Raw genomic sequence first — 19,358 nt, 5'->3', positions numbered from 1 at the left:
ATAGGCTTGTCGCCATGCGAGTACTAGCGGCCATGTCGGGCGGAGTCGATTCCGCCGTTGCCGCCGCGCGCGCCCACGACGCCGGTCACGACGTCACCGGGGTGCACCTGGCGCTGGCGCGAAACCCACAGACCTACCGGACGGGCGCGCGGGGCTGCTGCACGCTGGAAGACTCCCGCGACGCTCGCCGGGCGGCCGACGTGATCGGCATCCCGTTCTACGTGTGGGACATGGCCGACCAGTTCCACGAGAGCGTGGTCGACGACTTCGTCGCCGAGTACGCGGCGGGCCGTACGCCCAATCCCTGCCTCCGCTGCAACGAGAAGATCAAGTTCGAGGCGGTGCTCGACCGGGCGGTCGCCCTCGGCTTCGACGCCGTGGTCACCGGCCACCACGCCCGCCTCGGCGCCGACGGCCTGCTGCGGCGCAGCGTCGACGAGGCCAAGGACCAGTCGTACGTGCTGGCCGTGCTCACCGGCGCCCAGCTCTCCCGGGCGGTCTTCCCGCTGGGCGACTCGACCAAGGCGCAGGTGCGTGACGAGGCGGCGGCCCGCGGCCTGGCCGTGGCCGACAAGCCCGACTCGCACGACATCTGCTTCATCGCCGACGGCGACACCAAGGGCTTCCTGCAGCGCAAGCTGGGCGAGGCGCCGGGCGACATCGTCGACGGCCGTACGGGTGAGAAGGTCGGCACCCACAACGGCGCGTACGCGTACACGGTCGGCCAGCGCAAGGGTCTCGACCTGCGCGTACCGGCCGCCGACGGCCGCCCGCGCTACGTCCTGTCGATCACCCCGGTGTCCAACACGGTGACCGTCGGCCCCCGCGAGGACCTCGAGGTCGACGTGGTGACGGCGACCCGCCCGATCTGGCACGGCGCCGACACCCCCGTCGAGTGCGACGTGCAGCTGCGCGCCCACGGCGAGGTGGTCCCGGCCGTGGTCACGGTCGCCGACGGCACCCTGACGGCCCGCCTCCTCACCCCGGCCCGCGGAGTGGCCGCCGGCCAGGCGATCGTCGCCTACCGCCGCGACCCGTCGGCCGGCGACATCGTCCTCGGCTCAGCCACCATCACCGCGGGCACGGCCTCGGACGCGCTGCGTCCTTCCGCGCCCTCCACCTCCGCGCCCTCCACCTCCTCCGGTGATCTTGAGGTGCGGGTCGCGGAGCCGGTGGCGGCCGGTGTTTCGGGGCACGGCCGTGGCTGAATTTCCGTGGCCGGCGGGGGCGGCCACCGGCATCGGGTCGCTGCCGGGGACGGACATCGTCGAGGCGCAGCGGGTCGTGTTCGGGGAACTGCCCGACCTCCCGCATCTGGCTGAGTTGCCGGCTCGCGGGCCGGGGGCCGACATGATCGGGCGCAGCGCCGGGTTCCTCGTGGAGTTGCCGGTGCAGCTCTACGCGGGCCGGTGGCAGGTGGCGCCGCGGCCGGGCAAGGACCTTCGGCGTACGGCCGATCTGCTCGAACGTGACCTGGACCAGCTCACCGAGCAGGGGGACGGGTTCACGGGCACGCTGAAACTCCAGTCGGCCGGGCCGTGGACGCTCGCGGCGAGCATCGACCGGTCGATCGGCGGCCGGCTGCTGCGCGATCCGGGCGCCGTCCGGGATCTGACCGACTCGCTGGCCGAGGGGCTGCGCAAGCACGTCGACGAGGTGCGCAAACGGCTGCCCCGGGCGAGCATCCTGCTTCAGGTGGACGAGCCGTCGCTGCCGGCCGTGCTGGCCGGGCAGGTGCCGACCGAGAGTGGACTCGGCGCCTACCGGGCGGTCGACGGGCCGGACGCGGCCACGGCCCTTCGGACGATCGTCGAAGCCGTCGGGGTGCCCGTCGTCGCGCATTGCTGTGCACCCGGCGTACCCCTCAATGTCTTGAAAGACGCGGGCAGCGCGGGCGTAGCGGTGGACCTGGCGTTGCTGAAAGACCTCGACCCGCTGGGTGAGGCGATCGAAGCGGGGATGGGCCTCTTCGCGGGCGCCGTCCCGTCGACCGGCAGCCCGGCCGCCGGTGATCCGTCGGCGGCCGGCAAGCGTACGGCCGAACGGGTCTCGACGCTGTGGAAGCGGCTCGGCTTCCCGGCCGCGCGGTTGCCGGAGCAGGTCGTCATCACCCCGGCCTGTGGACTGGCGGGGGCCACCGCGCCGTACGCGCGAGAAGCCCTGACCGCCTGCCGGGAGGCCGCGCGGAGGCTGGCCGAGACCTGATCCACGCGCGCCGGGCCACAAAAATGTCGGAGGTGGCGACTACCGTTCTCCCCAGAGGTCGAGCAAGGGGGTCACGGTGCCTGAGCAGGCGAAGTCCAAGCAGCAGGAGAGCGACGAGGCCGTCGTCGCGGGTCCTACCGCCGAGCAGGAGGCCGCCGCCGGCAAGGACCCGACGCCCGAGGCGAGCGCGCGTCACGCCGAGCTGAGCGACGAGCTCCGCGGTCATCAGTACCGCTATTACGTGCTCGACTCGCCGACCATCTCCGACGCCGAGTTCGACAAGCTGCTGCGTGAGCTCGAGGCGATCGAGGCGGAGTTCCCGGCGCTGCGTACGCCCGACTCGCCGACCCAGAACGTCGGCGGCACGTTCTCCACGCTGTTCACCCCGGTCGAGCATGCCGAGCGCATGCTCTCGCTCGACAACGTCTTCGACGACGACGAGCTCAGCGGCTGGGTCGACCGCACGGTCCGCGACGCCGGCGGGCCGGTCGAGTTCATCTGTGAGCTCAAGGTCGACGGTTTGGCGATCAATTTGACGTACGAGAAAGGCCGTCTCGTCCGTGGCGCCACCCGGGGCGACGGGCGCACCGGTGAGGACGTGACGTCAAACGTCCGCACGATCCGCGAGATCCCCGAGCGGCTGGCCGGCGACAACCCGCCCGACCTGCTCGAGGTGCGCGGCGAGATCTACTTCCCGGTCTCCGCGTTCGCCGACCTCAACGCGTCGCTGGTCGAGCAGGGCAAGGCGCCGTTCGCCAACCCGCGCAACGCGGCCGCCGGCAGCCTGCGGCAGAAAGACCCGCGGGTCACCGCCTCGCGCGGCCTGCGCATGGTCGTGCACGGCATCGGCGCCCGGGAGGGATTCGCGCCGGCGTCACAGTCACACGCGTACGAGGCCCTGAAATCCTGGGGTCTGCCGACCAGCTCCCGCTGGAAACTGGTCGACGGTCTCGACGGCATCCGCGAGTTCATCGCCTACTACGGCGAGCATCGCCACGACGTCGAGCACGAGATCGACGGCGTGGTCATCAAGTGCGACTCGGTGGCCATCCAGGGCCGCCTGGGCTCGACGTCGCGGGCGCCGCGCTGGGCGATCGCCTACAAGTACCCGCCCGAGGAGGTCACGACCAAGCTGCTCGACATCGCGGTGAACGTCGGCCGCACCGGCCGGGTCACGCCGTTCGCGGTCCTCGAGCCGGTGAAGGTGGCGGGTTCCACGGTCGCGCAGGCCACGCTGCACAACGCGCGTGAGGTCGAGCGCAAGGGCGTGCTGATCGGCGACACCATCGTGCTGCGCAAGGCCGGCGACGTGATTCCCGAGGTGCTGGGCCCGGTGGTCGACCTCCGGCCGGACGACGCGCACCCGTTCGTGATGCCGACGCACTGCCCCGCCTGCGGCACCAAGCTGGCGCCGGCGAAGGAAAGCGACATCGACATCCGGTGCCCCAACACGCGTTCCTGCCCCGCGCAGCTCCGCGAGCGCGTCTTCCACCTGGCCGGCCGGGGCGCCTTCGACATCGAGGTGCTGGGTTACAAGGCGGCGCAGGCCCTGCTCGACTCCGGCGTCATCACCGACGAGGGCGAGCTGTTCGCGCTGACCGAGGACCAGTTGCGCCAGTCCCCGTTCTTCGTCAACCAGGACGGCAGCCTCGGCACAAACGCGGTGAAGCTCCTGGAAAACCTGGAAGGCGCCAAGGACCGCCCTTTGTGGCGCGTGCTGGTCGCTCTCTCGATCCGACACGTCGGCCCGACCGCGGCCCAGGCTCTGGCCCGCCAGTTCGGCTCGATGGAGGCCATCGAGGCGATCGTGGCGGCCCCACCCGGAAGCCCCGAGGAGGCCGCCGCAGTCGAGGCCGCCACCGAGTCCACGGCCGCCGCGGTCGAGGCCGCCAGCGAGTCCACGGGCGCCGCGGTCGAGGCGGCCACCGAGTCCACGGGCGCCGCGGTCGAGGCGGCCACCGAGTCCACGGGCGCCGCGGTCGAGGCCGCCAGCGAGTCCACGGGCGCCGAAGCCGAGGCCGCCGCCTCCACCGTCGCCGCGACCAAGGTCAAGGCTGAGCCGGATGTGTTGTCCTCCGTGGACGGCGTCGGGCCGACGATCGCCGAGAGCCTTCGTGAGTGGTTCACCGTCGACTGGCACCGGGAGATCGTCCGCAAGTGGCGCGAGGCCGGCGTCCGCATGGCCGACGAACGGGTCGACGAAGGCCCGCGGCCCCTCGAGGGCATGACCGTCGTCGTGACCGGAACGCTCGCCAACTACTCCCGCGACCAGGCAACCGAGGCGGTCACCGCCCGGGGCGGAAAGGTGAGCGGCTCCGTCTCGAAAAAGACGGCCTTCGTCGTGGTCGGCGACAACCCCGGAAGCAAGTACGACAAGGCCATCTCGCTCAAGGTCCCGGTCCTCGACGAAGAGGGCTTCGCAGTCCTCCTCGCCGACGGCCCCGACGCGGCCCGGGAAGTCGCCGAGATCGGCCCCGACGAAACCTGACGCCGCTGCACTAGCCGCCGGCCCCCGCATGCGCCCGCAGGTGACCGCCAGCGGTTACTTGCGGCCGCGGGTGACTGCCGGCCCGAGCGCGGCCGCGGGTGACCGCCGGCCCGTGCGTACGGCCGCAGGTGACCGCCGGCCCCGAGCGGCCGCTGGTGGCGTCGGCCCGAGTGCGGCCGCAGGTGACCGTCGGCCCCGCATGCGGCCGCAGGTGGCCGCCGGTCGGCGATGGCTGGCGGTTGCGTTCGAGGCGGGCTGGCGGGCGGCACGTATTCAGCGCGCGGCGGGGCGTCACTCGAAGGAGGTAATTTGGGTTTAATGCACGTTTGAGGGCTTATGCCGATTTGATAACGGCAAAGCGGTTTCGCGGCGAAAAGACCATGTGGATCTATCGTGAGAACGATCGGTTGATCGACGCCATGGTGGAGGTCGCATGGACGCCGCACGCCCCCGCAACTCCACGGCGAACCGCCGCCTGCCCGAGCCCGGCCGTGCCGATTCCGGCCGTGCCGATTCCGGCCGTGCCGATTCCGGCCGTGCCGATTCCGGCCGCGCCGCTTCCGGCCGTGCCGATTCCGGCCGTGATGAGTCCGGTCACGCCGATTCCGGCAGTGCTGGTTCCGGTTGCGCCGATCCCGGCGGCGCTGATTCGGGTCGTGCCGGTTTTGGTCGTGCTGAGTTCGGTCGTGCCGGGGGTGAGCGCGTGTCCGGCGACGGGCCGTGTTCAGGCGCGGCGCGGGCGCTCGACGGTGATGGATCGTGGCCGGAAGAGCTTCGGGCGTTCGACGGCGACGAATCGTGGCCTGAGCAGACTCTCGACGGCGACGGGTCGTGGCCGGATGGGGCGGGGGCGGTTGGCGGCGGCGGGTCGTGGCCGGATCGGGCGCGGGCTGTTGGCGGCGACGAGTCCTGGCCGGATGGGGCTCCGGTAGATGACGGTGATGGGAACTGGCTGGGGGTCGGCGGCCGGTCGCGAGGTTTCGGTGGGGCTGGGGGACGGTCGCGCGGCGGGCGGGGGAACGGGTCGGGAGGCCGTGAACGGTTGCGCGGGCCCAAGCGGCGGCGGGCCCTGATCGTCACCGGGGGGCTGGCGCTGGCGGTCGACGGGCTGCTCTGGGTTGTGAGCCGGGACGGGTTCGGGGAGTTGCCGGCCGCCTACTGGCTGATGGGGGCGTTGGCCGTGGTGGTTGACGCCCGGCCTTATGTCGTGGCCGATCGGCGGGCCAGTTCGGTGATTCTTCCGTCCATCTGCTTCACCTTCGCCATCGCCCTCGCCTGGGGGTTCGGGCCGGCGCTGGCCGTTCAGGTGGTTGCCGTCGCGGTGGCGGGCGTGCGGATGCGGCAGCCGGTGCGGCGGACTCTGCATCTGGCCGGGCAGCATGCGGTGGCGCTGGGGGCCACGGCGGCGGTGGCCGCGGCGGTCTCGTTGCGGATCGGTCCCCGGTACGACTGGGACGACGCCCTGCTGACCGTGGCGGCGGCCAGCGCGTGGATCGTGGCCCGGTACGGGCTGGCCGCCGTCGTGGCCCGTGCCGTGGCGGAGCGGCCGGCGTCGCGGGCCCGGTGGCGGCAGCGTGGGGTCGAGGTGCTGGCGACCGGGGCTCTGCTTCTTCTCGGGCCGGTGGTGCTCGCCACCGCGCAGGTCGGGCTGGCCTTCGTACCCCTGGTCCTGCTTGCCCTGCACGCCGTCCACCGGATGGTTCGCTCGGCGGGTGAGTTCGAGCGGGCCTCGCGGGTGGACGCTCTGACCGGGCTGCCCAATCGCCGTGCTCTCCAGGCTTCCGTGCTGTCGCAGGGGCGGGGGAAGCGGCTCGCGCTTCTGCTTCTCGATCTCGACCGGTTCCGTACGGTCAATGACGCCCTCGGGCACAGCGTGGGGGACCGCCTTCTCGTGGAGGTGGCGCGGCGGCTCGCGGACGTCGTACCCGCACACGATCTTGTTGTTCGGCTGGGCGGGGACGAGTTCGCCGTGCTGGCCACGCGGGTGGACGGAGCGCCGGGCGCACGCCGTATCGCGCACCATCTCGCCGAAGCCCTGAACCGGCCGTTCGCCTTCGACGGCATGCCGGTCGACGTGTCCGCCTCGATCGGGATCGCCCTGCAGCGCGAGCCGGGCGGGGACGGCGCCACCCTGCTGCGGCAGGCCGAGACCGCCATGTACGACGCGAAGCAGCGCGGGGACCAGGTCGCCGTCTACGGCCCGGACGCGGCGCACCACTCGCCCGACCGGCTCGCCCTGCTGGCCGACCTGCGGCACGCGCTGCGGGAGGACGCGCCCGACGACGGGATCACGCTGTTCTACCAGCCGCAGATCGCCATCGCGACCGGTGAGGTGGTCGGGGTCGAGGCGTTGTTGCGCTGGCGGCACCCGGAGCGCGGCCTGGTCGGCCCGGAGGAGCTGATCCGGGTCGCCGAACCCACCCCGGTGATGCGACTGTTGACCGAGCGGGTGCTGCACGACGTGATCGCCCAGCTCGCGCAGTGGCGGGACGCCGGACGGCCGATCCGGGCCGCTGTCAACGTGAGCGCCCGCGACCTGCACGCCGGCGACATCGCCGATCGGGTCGAAGACCTCTTGCGGGTGTACGCCGTACCGGCCGACCTCCTCCAGTTGGAGATCACCGAGAGCGCGCTGATGGCCGACCCGCACCGGGTGCTGAACACGATCACCCGGCTCGACCGGATGGGCATCGCCATCTCCCTGGACGACTTCGGCACCGGCTACTCCTCCCTGCAGCACCTGCGCCGCCTCCCGCTGGCCGAGGTGAAGATCGACCGCTCGTTCGTCCTGGGCATGGCCACCGACCGCGGCGACGCCGCCATCGTCCGCTCGGTCATCGACCTGGCCGAGGCCCTGGGCCTGCGCGCCGTAGCCGAGGGCGTCGAGGACGAGCGCACCTGGCGCCTCCTGGCCGAGGCCGGCTGCCACGCCGCCCAGGGCTGGTTCCACGCCCGCCCCATGCCCGCCCCCGACCTGGCCGTCTGGCTGACCCGCTACCGCCCGGTCCGCCTGCCCCGTCCCGCCCTCCCCACTACACAGTGACCGCGCCCACCGCGGCCAGCTCTTCCGCACGCGGCACCCGTGACCGCTGCGGGCCGCTTTTTCGCACGCGGCATCCCCGCGCCCGCCGTGGCCGTTCGTGTGCAATGGGCCGCAGGCTGAGCGCGGGCTGCTTTTCCGCGCGCAGCATCCCCGTGCCCACCGCGCGCGGCATCCCCGTGCCTACCGCGGGCAGCATCCCCGTGCCTACCGCGGGCAGCATCCCCGTGCCCACCGCGGGCCGCTTCTCCGCGTGCAGCGCCCCACTTCCGCCGCGGGCTGTTCGTCCGCGCGCCGTGGCCCCAATGCCTATCACGAACCGCGCCCTCCGGCGCCTGCGAAAGCGGGCGCCTGTGGACAACGCCAGAACTGTGGATAACTCGCGATCCGCCCGGCCCGAGGGTGTTTGATGGGCGCAACCACTCACGCACGTCGCCGTGGTGGGGTGAGCGTTCTGGGCGCGCCAGCGCCCAGCTCGGCCCGCCGCGGCCCTCGACGGGAGTTGCGGTCCGTACGCACCACCCCGCTACGACATGGTCCTTGATCTTGGTTGAAGTTCTGCCGGGAGTGACAAACCCGTCCCGCCAGCAGCCGCGTGACGTCGGCGAAATAGACTCCACCAGTCAGCGTCGCATTCGAGAAAGTAGGGGCAGGATGGCCGCCATCTCCCGCGAAGAGGTCGCGCACCTGGCGCGCCTGTCGCGGCTCGCCGTGACCGAGGAGGAACTGGACCGGTTCGCGGGGCAGCTCGACGTGATCCTCCAGTCCGTCGCCCGGATCGGTGACGTGGCGGCGGATGACATCCCGCCGACCTCGCACTCGGTGCCGCTGACGAATGTGTACCGCGACGACGTCCCGCAGCCGTCCCTCACCCAGGAGCAGGCGCTCTCCGGCGCGCCCGACGCCTACGAGGGCCGTTTCCGGGTGCCGCGGATCCTGGACGAGGAGGACTGACCGCCGTGACCGATCTGACCAGGATGTCGGCGGCCCAGCTGGCCAAGACGATCGCCGACAAGCAGGCTTCGGCCGTCGAGGTCGCCACCGCCCACCTCGACCGGATCGACGCGGTCGACGAGCGGGTGCACGCGTTCCTGCACGTCGACCGTGAGGGCGCGCTGGCCGCGGCCGAGCGGGTCGACCGGGGTGAGGTGACCGGGCCGCTGGCCGGCGTGCCGATCGCCGTCAAGGATGTCATCGCCACCAAGGGCGTGCCGACCACCGCCGCCTCGAAGATTCTCGAGGGCTGGCGCCCGCCGTACGACGCGACGCTCGTCGAGCGACTGCGCGCGGCCGGCACGGTGATGCTCGGCAAGACCAACATGGACGAGTTCGCGATGGGCTCGTCGACCGAGTATTCGGCGTACGGGCCCACGAACAACCCGTGGGATCTCGGGCGCATCCCGGGCGGCTCGGGTGGTGGCAGCGCGGCCGCCCTCGCCGCGTACGAGGCGCCGCTCGCCATCGGCACCGACACCGGCGGCTCGATCCGCCAGCCGGGCGCGGTCACCGGCACGGTCGGGGCCAAGCCGACGTACGGCGGCACCTCGCGCTACGGCCTCATCGCCTTCTCCTCGTCGCTCGACACGCCCGGGCCCTGCGCCCGTACGGTCGAGGACGCGGCCCTGCTCCACTCGGTGATCGCCGGGCACGACCCGCGCGACTCCACCTCGATCCCGCAGCCGGTGCCGGACGTGGTCGCCGCGGCCCGCCGTGGTGGCTCGGGTGACCTGGCCGGCGTCAAGCTGGGCCTGGTCAAGGAGTTCGCCGGCGACGGCTCGGAGCCGGGCGTGCTGGCCGCCTTCCACGAGTCGCTCGAGGCCCTGGTCAAGCTGGGCGCCGAGGTCGTCGAGGTCTCCTGCCCGCACTTCCAGTACGCGCTGCCGGCCTACTACCTGATCGCCCCGAGCGAGGCCTCGTCGAACCTGGCCCGCTTCGACGGCGTCCGGTACGGCCTGCGCGTCGGCGACGACGGCAACCACTCGCTCGAGGAGGTCATGTCGCTGACCCGCGAGGCCGGCTTCGGCCCCGAGGTGAAGCGCCGGATCATCCTGGGCACGTACGCGCTGTCGTCCGGCTACTACGACGCGTACTACGGCCAGGCCCAGAAGGTCCGCACGCTGATCACCCGCGACTTCGAGTCGGCCTTCGAGAAGGTCGACGTGCTGGTCTCCCCGACCACGCCGTTCGTCGCGTTCCCGTTCGGCTCGCGCACCAGCGACCCGTACCAGATGTACCTGGCCGACCTCTTCACGATTCCGACCAACCTGTACGGCGGCCCGGCCATCTCGGTCCCGTGCGGCCTGTCCGAGGGCCTGCCGGTCGGTTTCCAGGTGATGGCGCCGACCATGGCCGACGACCGCATGTACCGCGTCGCGGCCGCCCTGGAGTCGGCGGTCGGCACCCTCACCCCGCCCGCGCTGTAGTCAGCGGCAAGTCCACCCCTATGCGGGGGTGGACTTGCCGTCCAGCCAGTTGGTGATCAGCTTGGTGAAGTCCTTTCCGGTCTGCTTGTTGACGAAGGCTATGAAGGACGCCCGGTCCTGCTGGGTGTTCTTCTGGGTCTGGACCCAGGCTCGGCCCAGGGCGAAGAACTTCGCGTCGCCGAGGGCGTCGTTGAGTTCTTTGAGCATGGCGGCCGGGCAGATGTAGACGTTGCTCTCGGCGAAGTTGGCCGCCTTGGGCGAGCCGGGCGGGCCGAGTTTCGCGCGCAGCTTGGCGTCGGACTGCCGGAGATAGGTTTCCAGCGCGGCGTCGCTGAACTTGTCGATGCTCTGCTGGTAGAGAAACTGCGTGTACGTCGCCCAGCCCTCGTTGAGCCACAGGTCGGTCCAGCTGCTCGGGGTGACCGAGTCGCCGAACCACTGGTGTGCGTACTCGTGGAGTAGATCCTCCTCGTAGGCGGCCGGGTCGAACTTCGCCGGCTTGCCGCCCATCGTGATCATCTGCTGGGTCTCCATGCCGGAGGCGGAGTCGACGATGACGATGCCGCCGGTGGGGAACGGGTACTTCCCGAAGCGCTTCTCCAGGAAGCTGATGAACTGCGGCGACTTCTTCAGCGACGGCAGCAGGCGCTCGTCGGTGCCCGGGCGGTACCAGTACGTCAGCGGCAGGCCGTTCGGGCCCTTGGCGGTGATCCGCTTGTACTTGCCGACGGCCAAGGTCTGCAGATATGACGCCATCGGGTCGGTGCTGCGGTAGCTGAACGTGGTGCCGGTCTGCCCGGCCGGGGTGCCGGCCGCGATCGCCGACCAGCCCGGCGGCACGGTCACCGCGATGTCGTACAGGGCCTTGTCGGACGGTTGATCGTTGGCCGGGTACCAGGTGAAGGCGCCGAACGGCTCCTGCATCGTCCAGAGGCCGCCCTCCTTGGTGATGGTCAGGCCGAGCGGTTCGACGTCGCTACGGTGCGACGGGATCGGCGTGGTGGCCGGCTTCCCGTGGTATCCGACGGTCAGGGTGACCGGCTCGTCGCTTTTCACGGTGGCCGGGACGACGAGCTTTTCGGCCGTCACCTTCGCGCCCTTCGCCGGTACGCCGTCCACGGTGACCTGATCCAGGGCGTACGGCTTGAAGTCGAGCTTGATCTCCGACGCGTCGGCGGTGGGGCGGATGCGCAGCGTGGCCGTGCCGGTGAGGGTCTTCGTGGTGGGTTTCCAGGCCAGCTTCAGGTCGTAGTGCAGGACGTCGAGCGCCGCCGTGCCGTGCTTGGGGTAGAGCTTGTCGGCCACCGGCTTCGACGTGCCGGCCTGCCAGGCCGAGTAGTCGATCGCGGCGGCGGTGGAGGGAGCCGGGGTCGGCGGGGTGGTCGACGTGGTCGGCGAGGGGGTGGGCGTGCCGTCGCATCCGGCCAGCAGAACTGACGCGGTGAGGGCGACGACGGCGAGGGGAACGCGTCGCATGGCCCGGAACCGTACCTAAATGATCATCCGCTGTGGGGTCGGTCGTGGGTCACCCGAAATTCTGTCGGTGGGGCCCACTAGTCTTAAAGCCGTTCAGTCGCCGGTCTTCACCTGGGAGCTCACCGCATGACCACCACCGTGCTGCCCTCATACGAGGACGCCATCGCGCGTTACGAGCCGGTCATCGGCCTCGAGACCCACGTCGAGCTGGGCACGGCCACCAAGATGTTCTGCGGCTGCCGCACCGATTTCGGCGCCGAGCCCAACACGCAGGTCTGCCCCGTCTGCCTGGCCCTGCCCGGCGCGCTGCCGGTCGCCAACCGGGCCGGCATCGAGGCGACCATCCGGATCGGGCTCGCGCTCAACTGCGACATCGCCACCTGGTGCCGCATGGCGCGGAAGAACTACTTCTACCCCGACATGCCGAAGAACTTCCAGACCTCGCAGTACGACGAGCCGCTGTGCACCGACGGCTACGTCGACGTGGAGTACGAGGGCCAGAGCTACCGCATCGGCATCGAGCGTGTCCACCTCGAGGAGGACACCGGCAAGACCCTGCACGTGGGCGGCGCGACCGGCCGCATCCAGGGCGCCACCGAGTCGCTGGTCGACTACAACCGTGCCGGTATCCCGCTGGTCGAGATCGTGACCAAGCCGGTTCCGGGTCTCGGCGCGCTCGCCCCCGAGATCGCCCGGGCCTACGTGACCGAGCTGCGCGACATCATCCGCTCGCTCGGTGTCTCCGACGTGCGCATGGAGCAGGGCTCGCTGCGCTGCGACGTCAACACCTCGCTCAACAAGCCGGGCGAGGAGTGGGGCACCCGTACCGAGACGAAGAACGTCAACTCGCTGCGCTCCGTCGAGCGCGCGGTCCGTTCCGAGATCATCCGGCAGACGGCGGTCCTCGACGAGGGCGGCCGCATCGTGCAGGAGACCCGCCACTTCCACGAGGACCGCGGCGACACCAGCCCGGGCCGCTCGAAGGAGACGGCGACCGACTACCGCTACTTCCCCGAGCCCGACCTCGTGCCGATCGCGCCCGACCCGGCGTGGGTTCAGGAGCTCAAGGCGGCCCTGCCCGAGCGGCCGAGCGCCAAGCGGGCCCGGCTCAGCGAGGAGTGGGGGATCAGCGCGGTCGACATGCAGTCCGTGGCCAACGCGGGCGCGGTCGAGCTGATCGAGGAGACCATCGCCGCCGGCGCGTCCCCCGCGGGCGCCCGCAAGTGGTGGATGGGCGAGCTGGCCCGCCGCGCCAACGAGACCGGCGTCGAGCTGGCCGAGGTCGGTGCCACGCCGGCCCAGGTCGCGGCCCTGCAGAAACTGGTCGACGAGGGCAAGCTCAACGACAAGCTGGCCCGCACGGTGCTCGAGGGTGTCGTGGCCGGCGAGGGCGACCCGGCCGCGGTCATGGCCGCGCGGGGCCTCGAGGTCGTCTCCGACACGGGCGCGCTGACCGCCGCCGTCGACGAGGCCATCGCCGCCAACCCCGACATCGCCGCCAAGATCCGCGACGGCAAGGTCGCCGCGGCCGGCGCGCTGGTCGGCGCGGTCATGAAGACCACCCGCGGCCAGGCCGACGCGAAGTCCGTCCGCGAACTCATCCTGCAGCGGCTCGGCGTCTCTTAAATTCACAAGAAGTAGTACGAATCGACGAACGGCACCGAGGTCCACAAGCCCGGGCGCTGCCGTCCCGGCCTCTCTGCCGCGGCTGCCGGGCTGTCCTGCAACGAAAGCAGCTCGTCACGCCGCCCGCGCTTCGCGGGCGGCGTGACGCGCGTCAGGCGCCGGGCGCCGCGGCCTGGGTGGGGTTCGGGGGCTGCGGCGGTGACACGTTAGCGCAGTGCGTCAGGCGTCGGGGGTCGCGGCCGCGGTGGGTTCGGGGGCCACGGCGGTGAGGGCTGTGGGCGAGTGCGCCGGGTAAAGAGCCCAGCGGCGGGCCGAGCGGGTGCGGGCCAGGAAAGCCGGGATGCGGTTGGGCCGGACCGTCTGGTACCAGAGGGAGCCGGAAGCGGCGTCCTCCAGGAAGCCGTAGTACTCGTCGGCCTCGGTGGGGGTGAAGCCCTCGGGGCCGGCCTCGGACGGCGGGTTCGGGTAGACGGTGATGATCGCGCCGGGCGGCACCGCGGCGCGCACGGCGGTCAGGTCGCCGGTCGGCGGGATGAGGGCCCAGCGGCGGGCCACGCCCTCGGTGGTCTCCAGCAGGGCCAGTTCGGTGCCCGCCTGCTCGGCCAGGTCGCGGACGCTGTCCCAGAAGGCGTCGTCGGCGGGCGGTACGTCGGTGGACGTCTCGGCCCGGGACACCGGCGGCAGTGGCTGGGCGGGGACCGGCTTGGTGGTGGAGCCGATCCGGAAGGCGACGCCCGCGGTGGCGACCGCTCGGCGGATGGTTCGGCGGAGCTGCCAGACGCCGTACAGCAAGAATCCGAGACCGGCGACGCGGAAGGACTGGATGGCCGCGCTACGGCCGAGGGCGGCGGCCAGCGTGTCCAAGTCGCCCGGTACGGCCCGGTCGCGGTCGACCACTGACACCACGATCGACAGGACGAGGCACACGGCCCAGGCGCTCACCGACCAGTGCCGGAGCAGGCTCGGCTCGGCGCCGATCCGGCGGATGATCTCCAGGGTCTTCTTGCGCCACCAGAAGTACGTACCGATGTAGGCCACCATGAACATCGTGGCCAGCAGGTCGAAGACGTACGGATCCTCGAGCACCGTGGACGCCAGCCCGGAGACCTCACCGGTGCCGTCGGCCTTGATCCAGGAGCGCAGCTGAAGGTCGGTGACGACGAGGGCGAGGCTGGCCAGCGCGGTGCCCAGGATGGTGGCCAGGGTGGCGTTGGTGTGTACCTCCCAGGCGCGGGGCGGCCGGGCGGTGACAGTGTCGGACATGGTGATTCCCCGTGATCAAGAGAATGAGCGCGGGGAATCTATCAGCGCTGAGGGACCACCGGGACCACCGAGGCCGACGGGGACGGTGACTCCTCCGGCTCGGCGCCGACGACGTTGCGCTGCATCTCCACGTTGGATTCGCCGGTGCCGCCCAGCGAGATGTCGTCGTACGCCTTGAGCTGGTGTTTCTCGTCGAAGTAGAGGACCGACAGGCTCAGCGGGGTCGGCTCCTCCTTCTCCAGGCCGCGCAGGCCGGCCCCGCCCGTGGAGCCCTCGACCAGCAGGCGGGTCGTGATCGGCTGCTGGGTGGTCCCGCCGGCCGAGGGCGCCGAGGACGGCGACGCGGACGCGCCGAGATCGGCCGGCGGCGCCGGCAGCAGGCTGACCTCGCGCTGATGCTTGTGGCCGGCCAGGACCAGCGGCACCACACCGGACAGCGGCGGCGCCATCGCGGGATCGTGGACCAGAGCGACGTCGACCGGCTTGCCCGAGGCCCGGATCGTGTCGGCGAGCTGGCTCCCCGAACGCAGCAGCGGGCTCTCCTGCGTACTCGCCGGATCCTGCGCCGCCGGGGTTTCGCTCTTGTCCGGGGTGAACTCCGGGTCGCCGATGCCGGCGATGGTCAGGCCGTCCACCGTGGTGATCTGGTTGTCCAGCACCACCGCGTTGTCCTGGCGCTTGACCGCGGCCTGGATGGCGGCCGAGTCGTGATTTCCGCGGACCCAGATGTACGGGACCCCGACCGACGGGATCGACGCCGCGTACCCGGTCTCGGCGCTGCTGCCCCAGTCGACCAGGTCGCCGGTGTCGACCACGGCGTCGATCTCGAAGGTCTGCACCACGGTGCGGATCAGGCCCCAGGAGGACGGGTTCAGGTGGAGGTCGGACACGTGCAGGATGCGCGTGGTGTTCGCCTCCGGCTCGTACACCGGAAGCGAGGAGACCGTCGTGTAGAGCCGGCTCACGTTGCTGACGATCTGCTGCAGCTGGTCGGCGTACTTGCCGTAGTTGTCGGCGATCCGGCGGGCGTCACCGACGACGGCCGGCGCGTTCACCAGCAGACCCTCGTACCGCGGCTCGGCGATCGAGTCGGGCCGCAGCGTGCCGGCCGCCAGTCCGAGGCTGCCGCCGGTCACCACCAGGGCGGTCAGGCCGGCCGCGGCCACCCGCCGGACGTTGCGGAAGATCAGAGCCGAGAGGATCAGAGCGGCCAGTACGGAGATACCGAGCGTCCGCACGCCGAGCTGGATCACGCCGGTGCGGACGTCGTCCACCGCCCGGTCGCCGGCCGAGGTCAGCGCGGTCGGGTCGTCGATCAGCGCCTCGGTCCGGCTCTGGTCGAGCGAGGACAGGTTGACCTTGAGGTGGATCGGGCCGTCGTGGCTGTCCAGGTGCAGCGAGCCGAGCGGCGGAAGGTCGACCTCGGTGCCGCCGAGCAGCGACGGGCTGATCGACATCTCGGCGCGGAACGGGCCGACGTTCAGGTCGGCGTGCGCGAAGAGCATCGTGCCGACGACGACACCGCCGACGCTGACCAGCGCGACCGCCGCCCCGATACGAAGCCGGCGGGTCCACCGGTTGCGGTGCACCCGCCCGGTGACCCGGGCCGTCGCCCGTGCCCATCGGTCCACTGCTGCCCACCAGCGGCGCCACGTCGCCGCCGAGGCCGTCTGCTCGGTCATCGTCGGCTCCCTGCCCCCACCCGCTTCCCGTCAAACCGTGCCATGGTCAGGTGCGACCGGCCCCACCATCGGAGAAGACCAGCCGAATGATGCGGTCGTCGTCGGTGGCCGGGGTGCCGCCGTCCTCCCGGTTCGACGTGCTCACCCAGAGCGAGCCGTCGGGGGCGGCGGCGATGGCCCGCAGCCGGCCGTACTCGCCGGTGAGCACGCCCTGCGGCACGCCGATCACGGTCCCGTTGCCGGTCACGTTGAGCAGGTAGACGCGCTGCCCGAGCAGGCAGGCGGTGGCCACGGTCTGCTCGATCACGGCCACACCGGAGCAGGACGACTCGGCGACCGGCCAGCTGAACAGCGGGTTGGTCAGCTTGGCGTCGGTGCCCGCGCCGTCCGTACCGGGCCAGCCGTAGTTCTTGCCCTTGACGATGACGTTGAGTTCGCCGGACTTTTTCTGGCCGGTCTCCGTGGCGTACATCCGCTTGGTCTTGTCCCAGGCGATGCCCTGCACGTTGTGATGGCCGGAGGACCAGACCAGGGAGGTCTTGACCGGGTTTCCGGCGGCGGGCTTGCCGGCGGTGGTCATCCGCAGGATCTTGCCGCCGAGGCTTTTCGGATTCTGGGCCAGCGTGCCCGTGCTCGTGCCGTCGCCCGTCCCCGCGTACAGGAAACCGTCGGGACCGAAGGCGAGCGCGCCACCGTTGGCGTCGGCCGAGCGCGGGATGCCGGTGAGGATCGGCTGGAGCTTGCCGCCGAGGGTGAGCTTGCCGACCCGGTTGTCCTTGGCCGTCGAGTAGTAGACGAAGACGGTCTTGTCGGTGGCGTATTTCGGCGAGACCGCGATGCCGAGCAAGCCGCCGTCGCCGGACGCCTGGACCTCGCTCAACCGTTGCCCCTCGGTGACCGTGAGGCCGTTCGCGTCGGACTCGGGCCCGACCTTGAGGATGCGGCCGGTGTCGCGCTCGGTGACCAGTGCCGTTCCGTCGGGCAGGTAAGCCATGCCCCACGGAACGTCGAGCGCCCTGGCCAGCACGGTGATCGCGACCTCCTGGCTGCCGCCGCCGGGGTCGGCGCTGCTGTCGCCGGACGGCTCGATCGCCGATGGTTTCGGCAGGTTGGGTGGTGCGCCCTGCTGGTCGGGATCGGGCGGGCCGAAGCTGCACGCCGCGGTCAGCGCGAGCACGGCGGCAAGCGCCGCGGCGACGGCCCGGCCCCGGCGGGAACGCACGATCACTCGACCTCCTCGATCTCGACGCACCCCAGGGTAGCGGCGGAACCTGAGTCAGTCGGCGTGCTTGATCTCCTGCCCGCCGGCGGCGAGCACCCGGGGCAGGTTTTCGCTGGTGACGGCGGTCAGCTTGATGACGTTGCCGTTGTCGAGCAGGGCCGAGACCTGGCCGCGGGCGTCGGGGGCGAGCTCGGCGATGCGCGGCCACGGCACCCTGGTGCTGCCGGCGAGCGCCCGGACGCGCAGCTCGTCCGCATAGACGTCGGTGCCGGCGCGCCAGGCCCAGACGAAGAACACGATGGGGATCAGCAGCACCGGGGTGAGCTCCCACCGGGCGCCGGCGAACGGGATGGCGCCGAGGAAGGCCAGACCGGCCGCGACCAGCAGGGCACCGGTCTTGCGGACACGGAGAAGGGGCTTAGAACTCACGTATCCCAGTGTCCCACCCACGTTGTCCGCCATTTCTGTCGGACCCGCGGCGCATACTCGGCGGCATGACAACGCTGCTCGCGATCGGAACGCAGAAAGGGCTGTTCCTGGCCACAAGCGACGACGACCGCCGGACCTGGCAGGTGGGTCCGGCACACTTCTCCGGCACGGCGATCTACACGATCGGCGTGGACACCAGCGGACCGCGGCCGAGGCTTCTCGCCGCCGTGGACAACTCACATTTCGGGCCGAGCATCGCGGTGAGCGAGGACTTCGGCCAGACCTGGGAGGAGCCCGACTCCGCCCCGGTCGCCTTCCCGGCCGACACCGGGGCCTCGGTCGAGCGTATCTGGCAGATCGTGCCCGGCGGTCCCGGCGTGATCTACGCGGGCTCGCAGCCGTCCGCGCTGTTCCGCTCCACCGACGGCGGGCGCTCGTTCGCGCTGGTGCGCGGCCTCTGGGACCACCCACACCGGCCGGAGTGGGGCGCCGGCTTCGGCGGCCAGGCCGTACACACGATCCTGCCCCACCCGGCCGACCCGTCGAGTCTGGTCGTCGCCATGTCGACCGGCGGCGTCTACCGCTCGTCCGACGGCGGCGACAGCTGGGCCCCGGCCAACAAGGGCATCAAGGCCTACTTCATGCCCGATCCGTGGCCCGAGTTCGGCCAGTGTGTGCACCGGGTGGCCCGGGACGCGGACGACCCCCGCCGGCTCTACGCGCAGAACCACCACGGTGTCTACCGCTCGTCCGACGGCGGCGACTCGTGGCAGTCCATCGCCGGCACGCTGCCCAGCGACTTCGGCTTCCCGATGGTCGCCCACCCCAGCCGGCCCGGCGTGATCTGGAACTTCCCGCTCACCGCCGACTCCCAGCGGCACCCCACCGAGCTGCGCTGCCGCGTCTTCCGGTCCACCGACGCCGGCGACAAGTGGGAGGAGCAGAGCAACGGCCTGCCCGGCGGGCCGTACTACCCGGTGGTGCTCCGCGACGCCATGTGCGCCGACGACGGGACCCCGGCCGGCGTCTACTTCGGCACCCGCGCCGGCGAGGTCTTCGCGTCCGGCGATGAGGGTGACTCGTGGACGACAGTGGCGGCTCACCTGCCCGACGTGCTCTCGGTGCGGGCGGTGTCGATCTGATGCCGGTCCTGCTGGTGCCGGGCGTGCTGCGCGCCGAAGCGGGCGGCGCGTCCCGGCTCGAGATCTCAGCGTCGGGGTCGCTGGCGGCCGTGCTGGCCGAGGTGGACGAGCGCTGGCCCCGGCTCGCCCGCCGCATCCGCGACGAGCAGGGCGCGGTGCGGCGGTACGTCAACGTCTACGTGGACGGTGAGGACAGCCGGCGCACCGCCGGGCTCGAGACCCCGGTCGCCGAGGGGTCCGAAATCCAGGTGTTGCCGTCCGTGGCGGGAGGGAGCGGCTTCGACGTGCGCCGGTGACTTACTCGGCCGTAACCTGTTCGGGGGAAGCGTCGTTATCCGGACAGCGCCCCCGTACGACCCCCT

The 19,358-nt window shown here is 71.6% G+C and carries 15 protein-coding genes; 10 read left to right on the top strand and 5 right to left on the bottom strand.

The window, feature by feature from the left end:
* The first annotated feature begins 14 nt into the window (after window positions 1-14).
* The 7 genes from mnmA to gatA all read left to right on the top strand — a co-directional run bounded on the left by mnmA (window position 15) and on the right by gatA (window position 10,156).
* Entirely contained in the window at window positions 15-1,208 is a 1,194-nt protein-coding gene (gene mnmA, locus AB0C26_RS06340; protein ID WP_360242354.1) for a tRNA 2-thiouridine(34) synthase MnmA, read from the top strand.
* Complete coding sequence (locus AB0C26_RS06335) at window positions 1,201-2,205, top strand: methionine synthase (RefSeq protein WP_360242351.1); 1,005 nt, start codon at window positions 1,201-1,203, stop codon at window positions 2,203-2,205. The genes mnmA and AB0C26_RS06335 overlap by 8 nt, the downstream gene beginning before the upstream one ends.
* Window positions 2,206-2,281: 76 nt before the next feature.
* Window positions 2,282-4,693, top strand: a complete 2,412-nt coding sequence (gene ligA / locus AB0C26_RS06330; protein WP_360242348.1) for an NAD-dependent DNA ligase LigA — start codon at window positions 2,282-2,284, stop codon at window positions 4,691-4,693.
* 326 nt (window positions 4,694-5,019) lie between these two features.
* Window positions 5,020-5,625 carry a hypothetical protein gene (locus AB0C26_RS06325; protein ID WP_360242345.1) on the top strand — a complete coding sequence of 202 codons (606 nt, stop codon included), beginning with the start codon at window positions 5,020-5,022 and terminating at the stop codon, window positions 5,623-5,625.
* Window positions 5,626-5,780: 155 nt separating this feature from the next.
* Entirely contained in the window at window positions 5,781-7,736 is a 1,956-nt protein-coding gene (locus tag AB0C26_RS06320) for an EAL domain-containing protein (protein ID WP_360243589.1), read from the top strand.
* 651 nt (window positions 7,737-8,387) lie between these two features.
* The gene (gene gatC / locus AB0C26_RS06315) at window positions 8,388-8,687 is read left to right on the top strand and encodes an Asp-tRNA(Asn)/Glu-tRNA(Gln) amidotransferase subunit GatC (protein WP_097318230.1); all 300 of its coding nucleotides are present in this window, start codon (window positions 8,388-8,390) and stop codon (window positions 8,685-8,687) included.
* A gap of 5 nt (window positions 8,688-8,692) precedes the next feature.
* Entirely contained in the window at window positions 8,693-10,156 is a 1,464-nt protein-coding gene (gatA, locus tag AB0C26_RS06310; protein ID WP_360242341.1) for an Asp-tRNA(Asn)/Glu-tRNA(Gln) amidotransferase subunit GatA, read from the top strand.
* An 18-nt stretch (window positions 10,157-10,174) separates the two neighbouring features.
* On the opposite strand, the gene AB0C26_RS06305 is transcribed toward gatA, so the two are convergent.
* The gene (locus AB0C26_RS06305; protein WP_360242338.1) at window positions 10,175-11,632 is read right to left on the bottom strand and encodes a M1 family metallopeptidase; all 1,458 of its coding nucleotides are present in this window, start codon (window positions 11,630-11,632) and stop codon (window positions 10,175-10,177) included.
* A gap of 126 nt (window positions 11,633-11,758) precedes the next feature.
* On the opposite strand from AB0C26_RS06305, the gene gatB reads away from it, so the two are divergent.
* Window positions 11,759-13,258 carry an Asp-tRNA(Asn)/Glu-tRNA(Gln) amidotransferase subunit GatB gene (gene gatB / locus AB0C26_RS06300; RefSeq protein WP_360242335.1) on the top strand — a complete coding sequence of 500 codons (1,500 nt, stop codon included), beginning with the start codon at window positions 11,759-11,761 and terminating at the stop codon, window positions 13,256-13,258.
* 219 nt (window positions 13,259-13,477) lie between these two features.
* Here the strand turns inward: gatB and AB0C26_RS06295 are convergent, their stop codons facing one another.
* From AB0C26_RS06295 to AB0C26_RS06280, 4 genes are read right to left on the bottom strand one after another with little or no spacing between them, the layout of a single operon-like run.
* Window positions 13,478-14,521: a hypothetical protein gene (locus AB0C26_RS06295; RefSeq protein WP_360242332.1), complete on the bottom strand. Its 1,044-nt coding sequence runs from the start codon at window positions 14,519-14,521 to the stop codon at window positions 13,478-13,480.
* A 41-nt stretch (window positions 14,522-14,562) separates the two neighbouring features.
* Window positions 14,563-16,203: a metallophosphoesterase gene (locus AB0C26_RS06290; protein ID WP_360242329.1), complete on the bottom strand. Its 1,641-nt coding sequence runs from the start codon at window positions 16,201-16,203 to the stop codon at window positions 14,563-14,565.
* A 46-nt stretch (window positions 16,204-16,249) separates the two neighbouring features.
* Window positions 16,250-17,431: a PQQ-dependent sugar dehydrogenase gene (locus tag AB0C26_RS06285; RefSeq protein ID WP_360242326.1), complete on the bottom strand. Its 1,182-nt coding sequence runs from the start codon at window positions 17,429-17,431 to the stop codon at window positions 16,250-16,252.
* Window positions 17,432-17,479: 48 nt separating this feature from the next.
* Window positions 17,480-17,854: a PH domain-containing protein gene (locus AB0C26_RS06280; RefSeq protein WP_360242323.1), complete on the bottom strand. Its 375-nt coding sequence runs from the start codon at window positions 17,852-17,854 to the stop codon at window positions 17,480-17,482.
* Between the two features lie 65 nt (window positions 17,855-17,919).
* On the opposite strand from AB0C26_RS06280, the gene AB0C26_RS06275 reads away from it, so the two are divergent.
* Window positions 17,920-18,996, top strand: coding sequence for an exo-alpha-sialidase (locus tag AB0C26_RS06275; protein ID WP_360242320.1), 1,077 nt, complete (start codon window positions 17,920-17,922; stop codon window positions 18,994-18,996).
* Window positions 18,996-19,292, top strand: coding sequence for a MoaD/ThiS family protein (locus AB0C26_RS06270; protein ID WP_360242317.1), 297 nt, complete (start codon window positions 18,996-18,998; stop codon window positions 19,290-19,292). The genes AB0C26_RS06275 and AB0C26_RS06270 overlap by 1 nt, the downstream gene beginning before the upstream one ends.
* The last annotated feature ends 66 nt before the right edge of the window (window positions 19,293-19,358 follow it).

The sequence above is a fragment of the Actinoplanes sp. NPDC048796 genome (assembly GCF_040650035.1).
Lineage (GTDB): Bacteria > Actinomycetota > Actinomycetes > Mycobacteriales > Micromonosporaceae > Actinoplanes.
The sequence above is the reverse complement of the archived record's forward strand: the minus strand, read 5'-3'. Positions and strand labels throughout refer to the sequence as shown.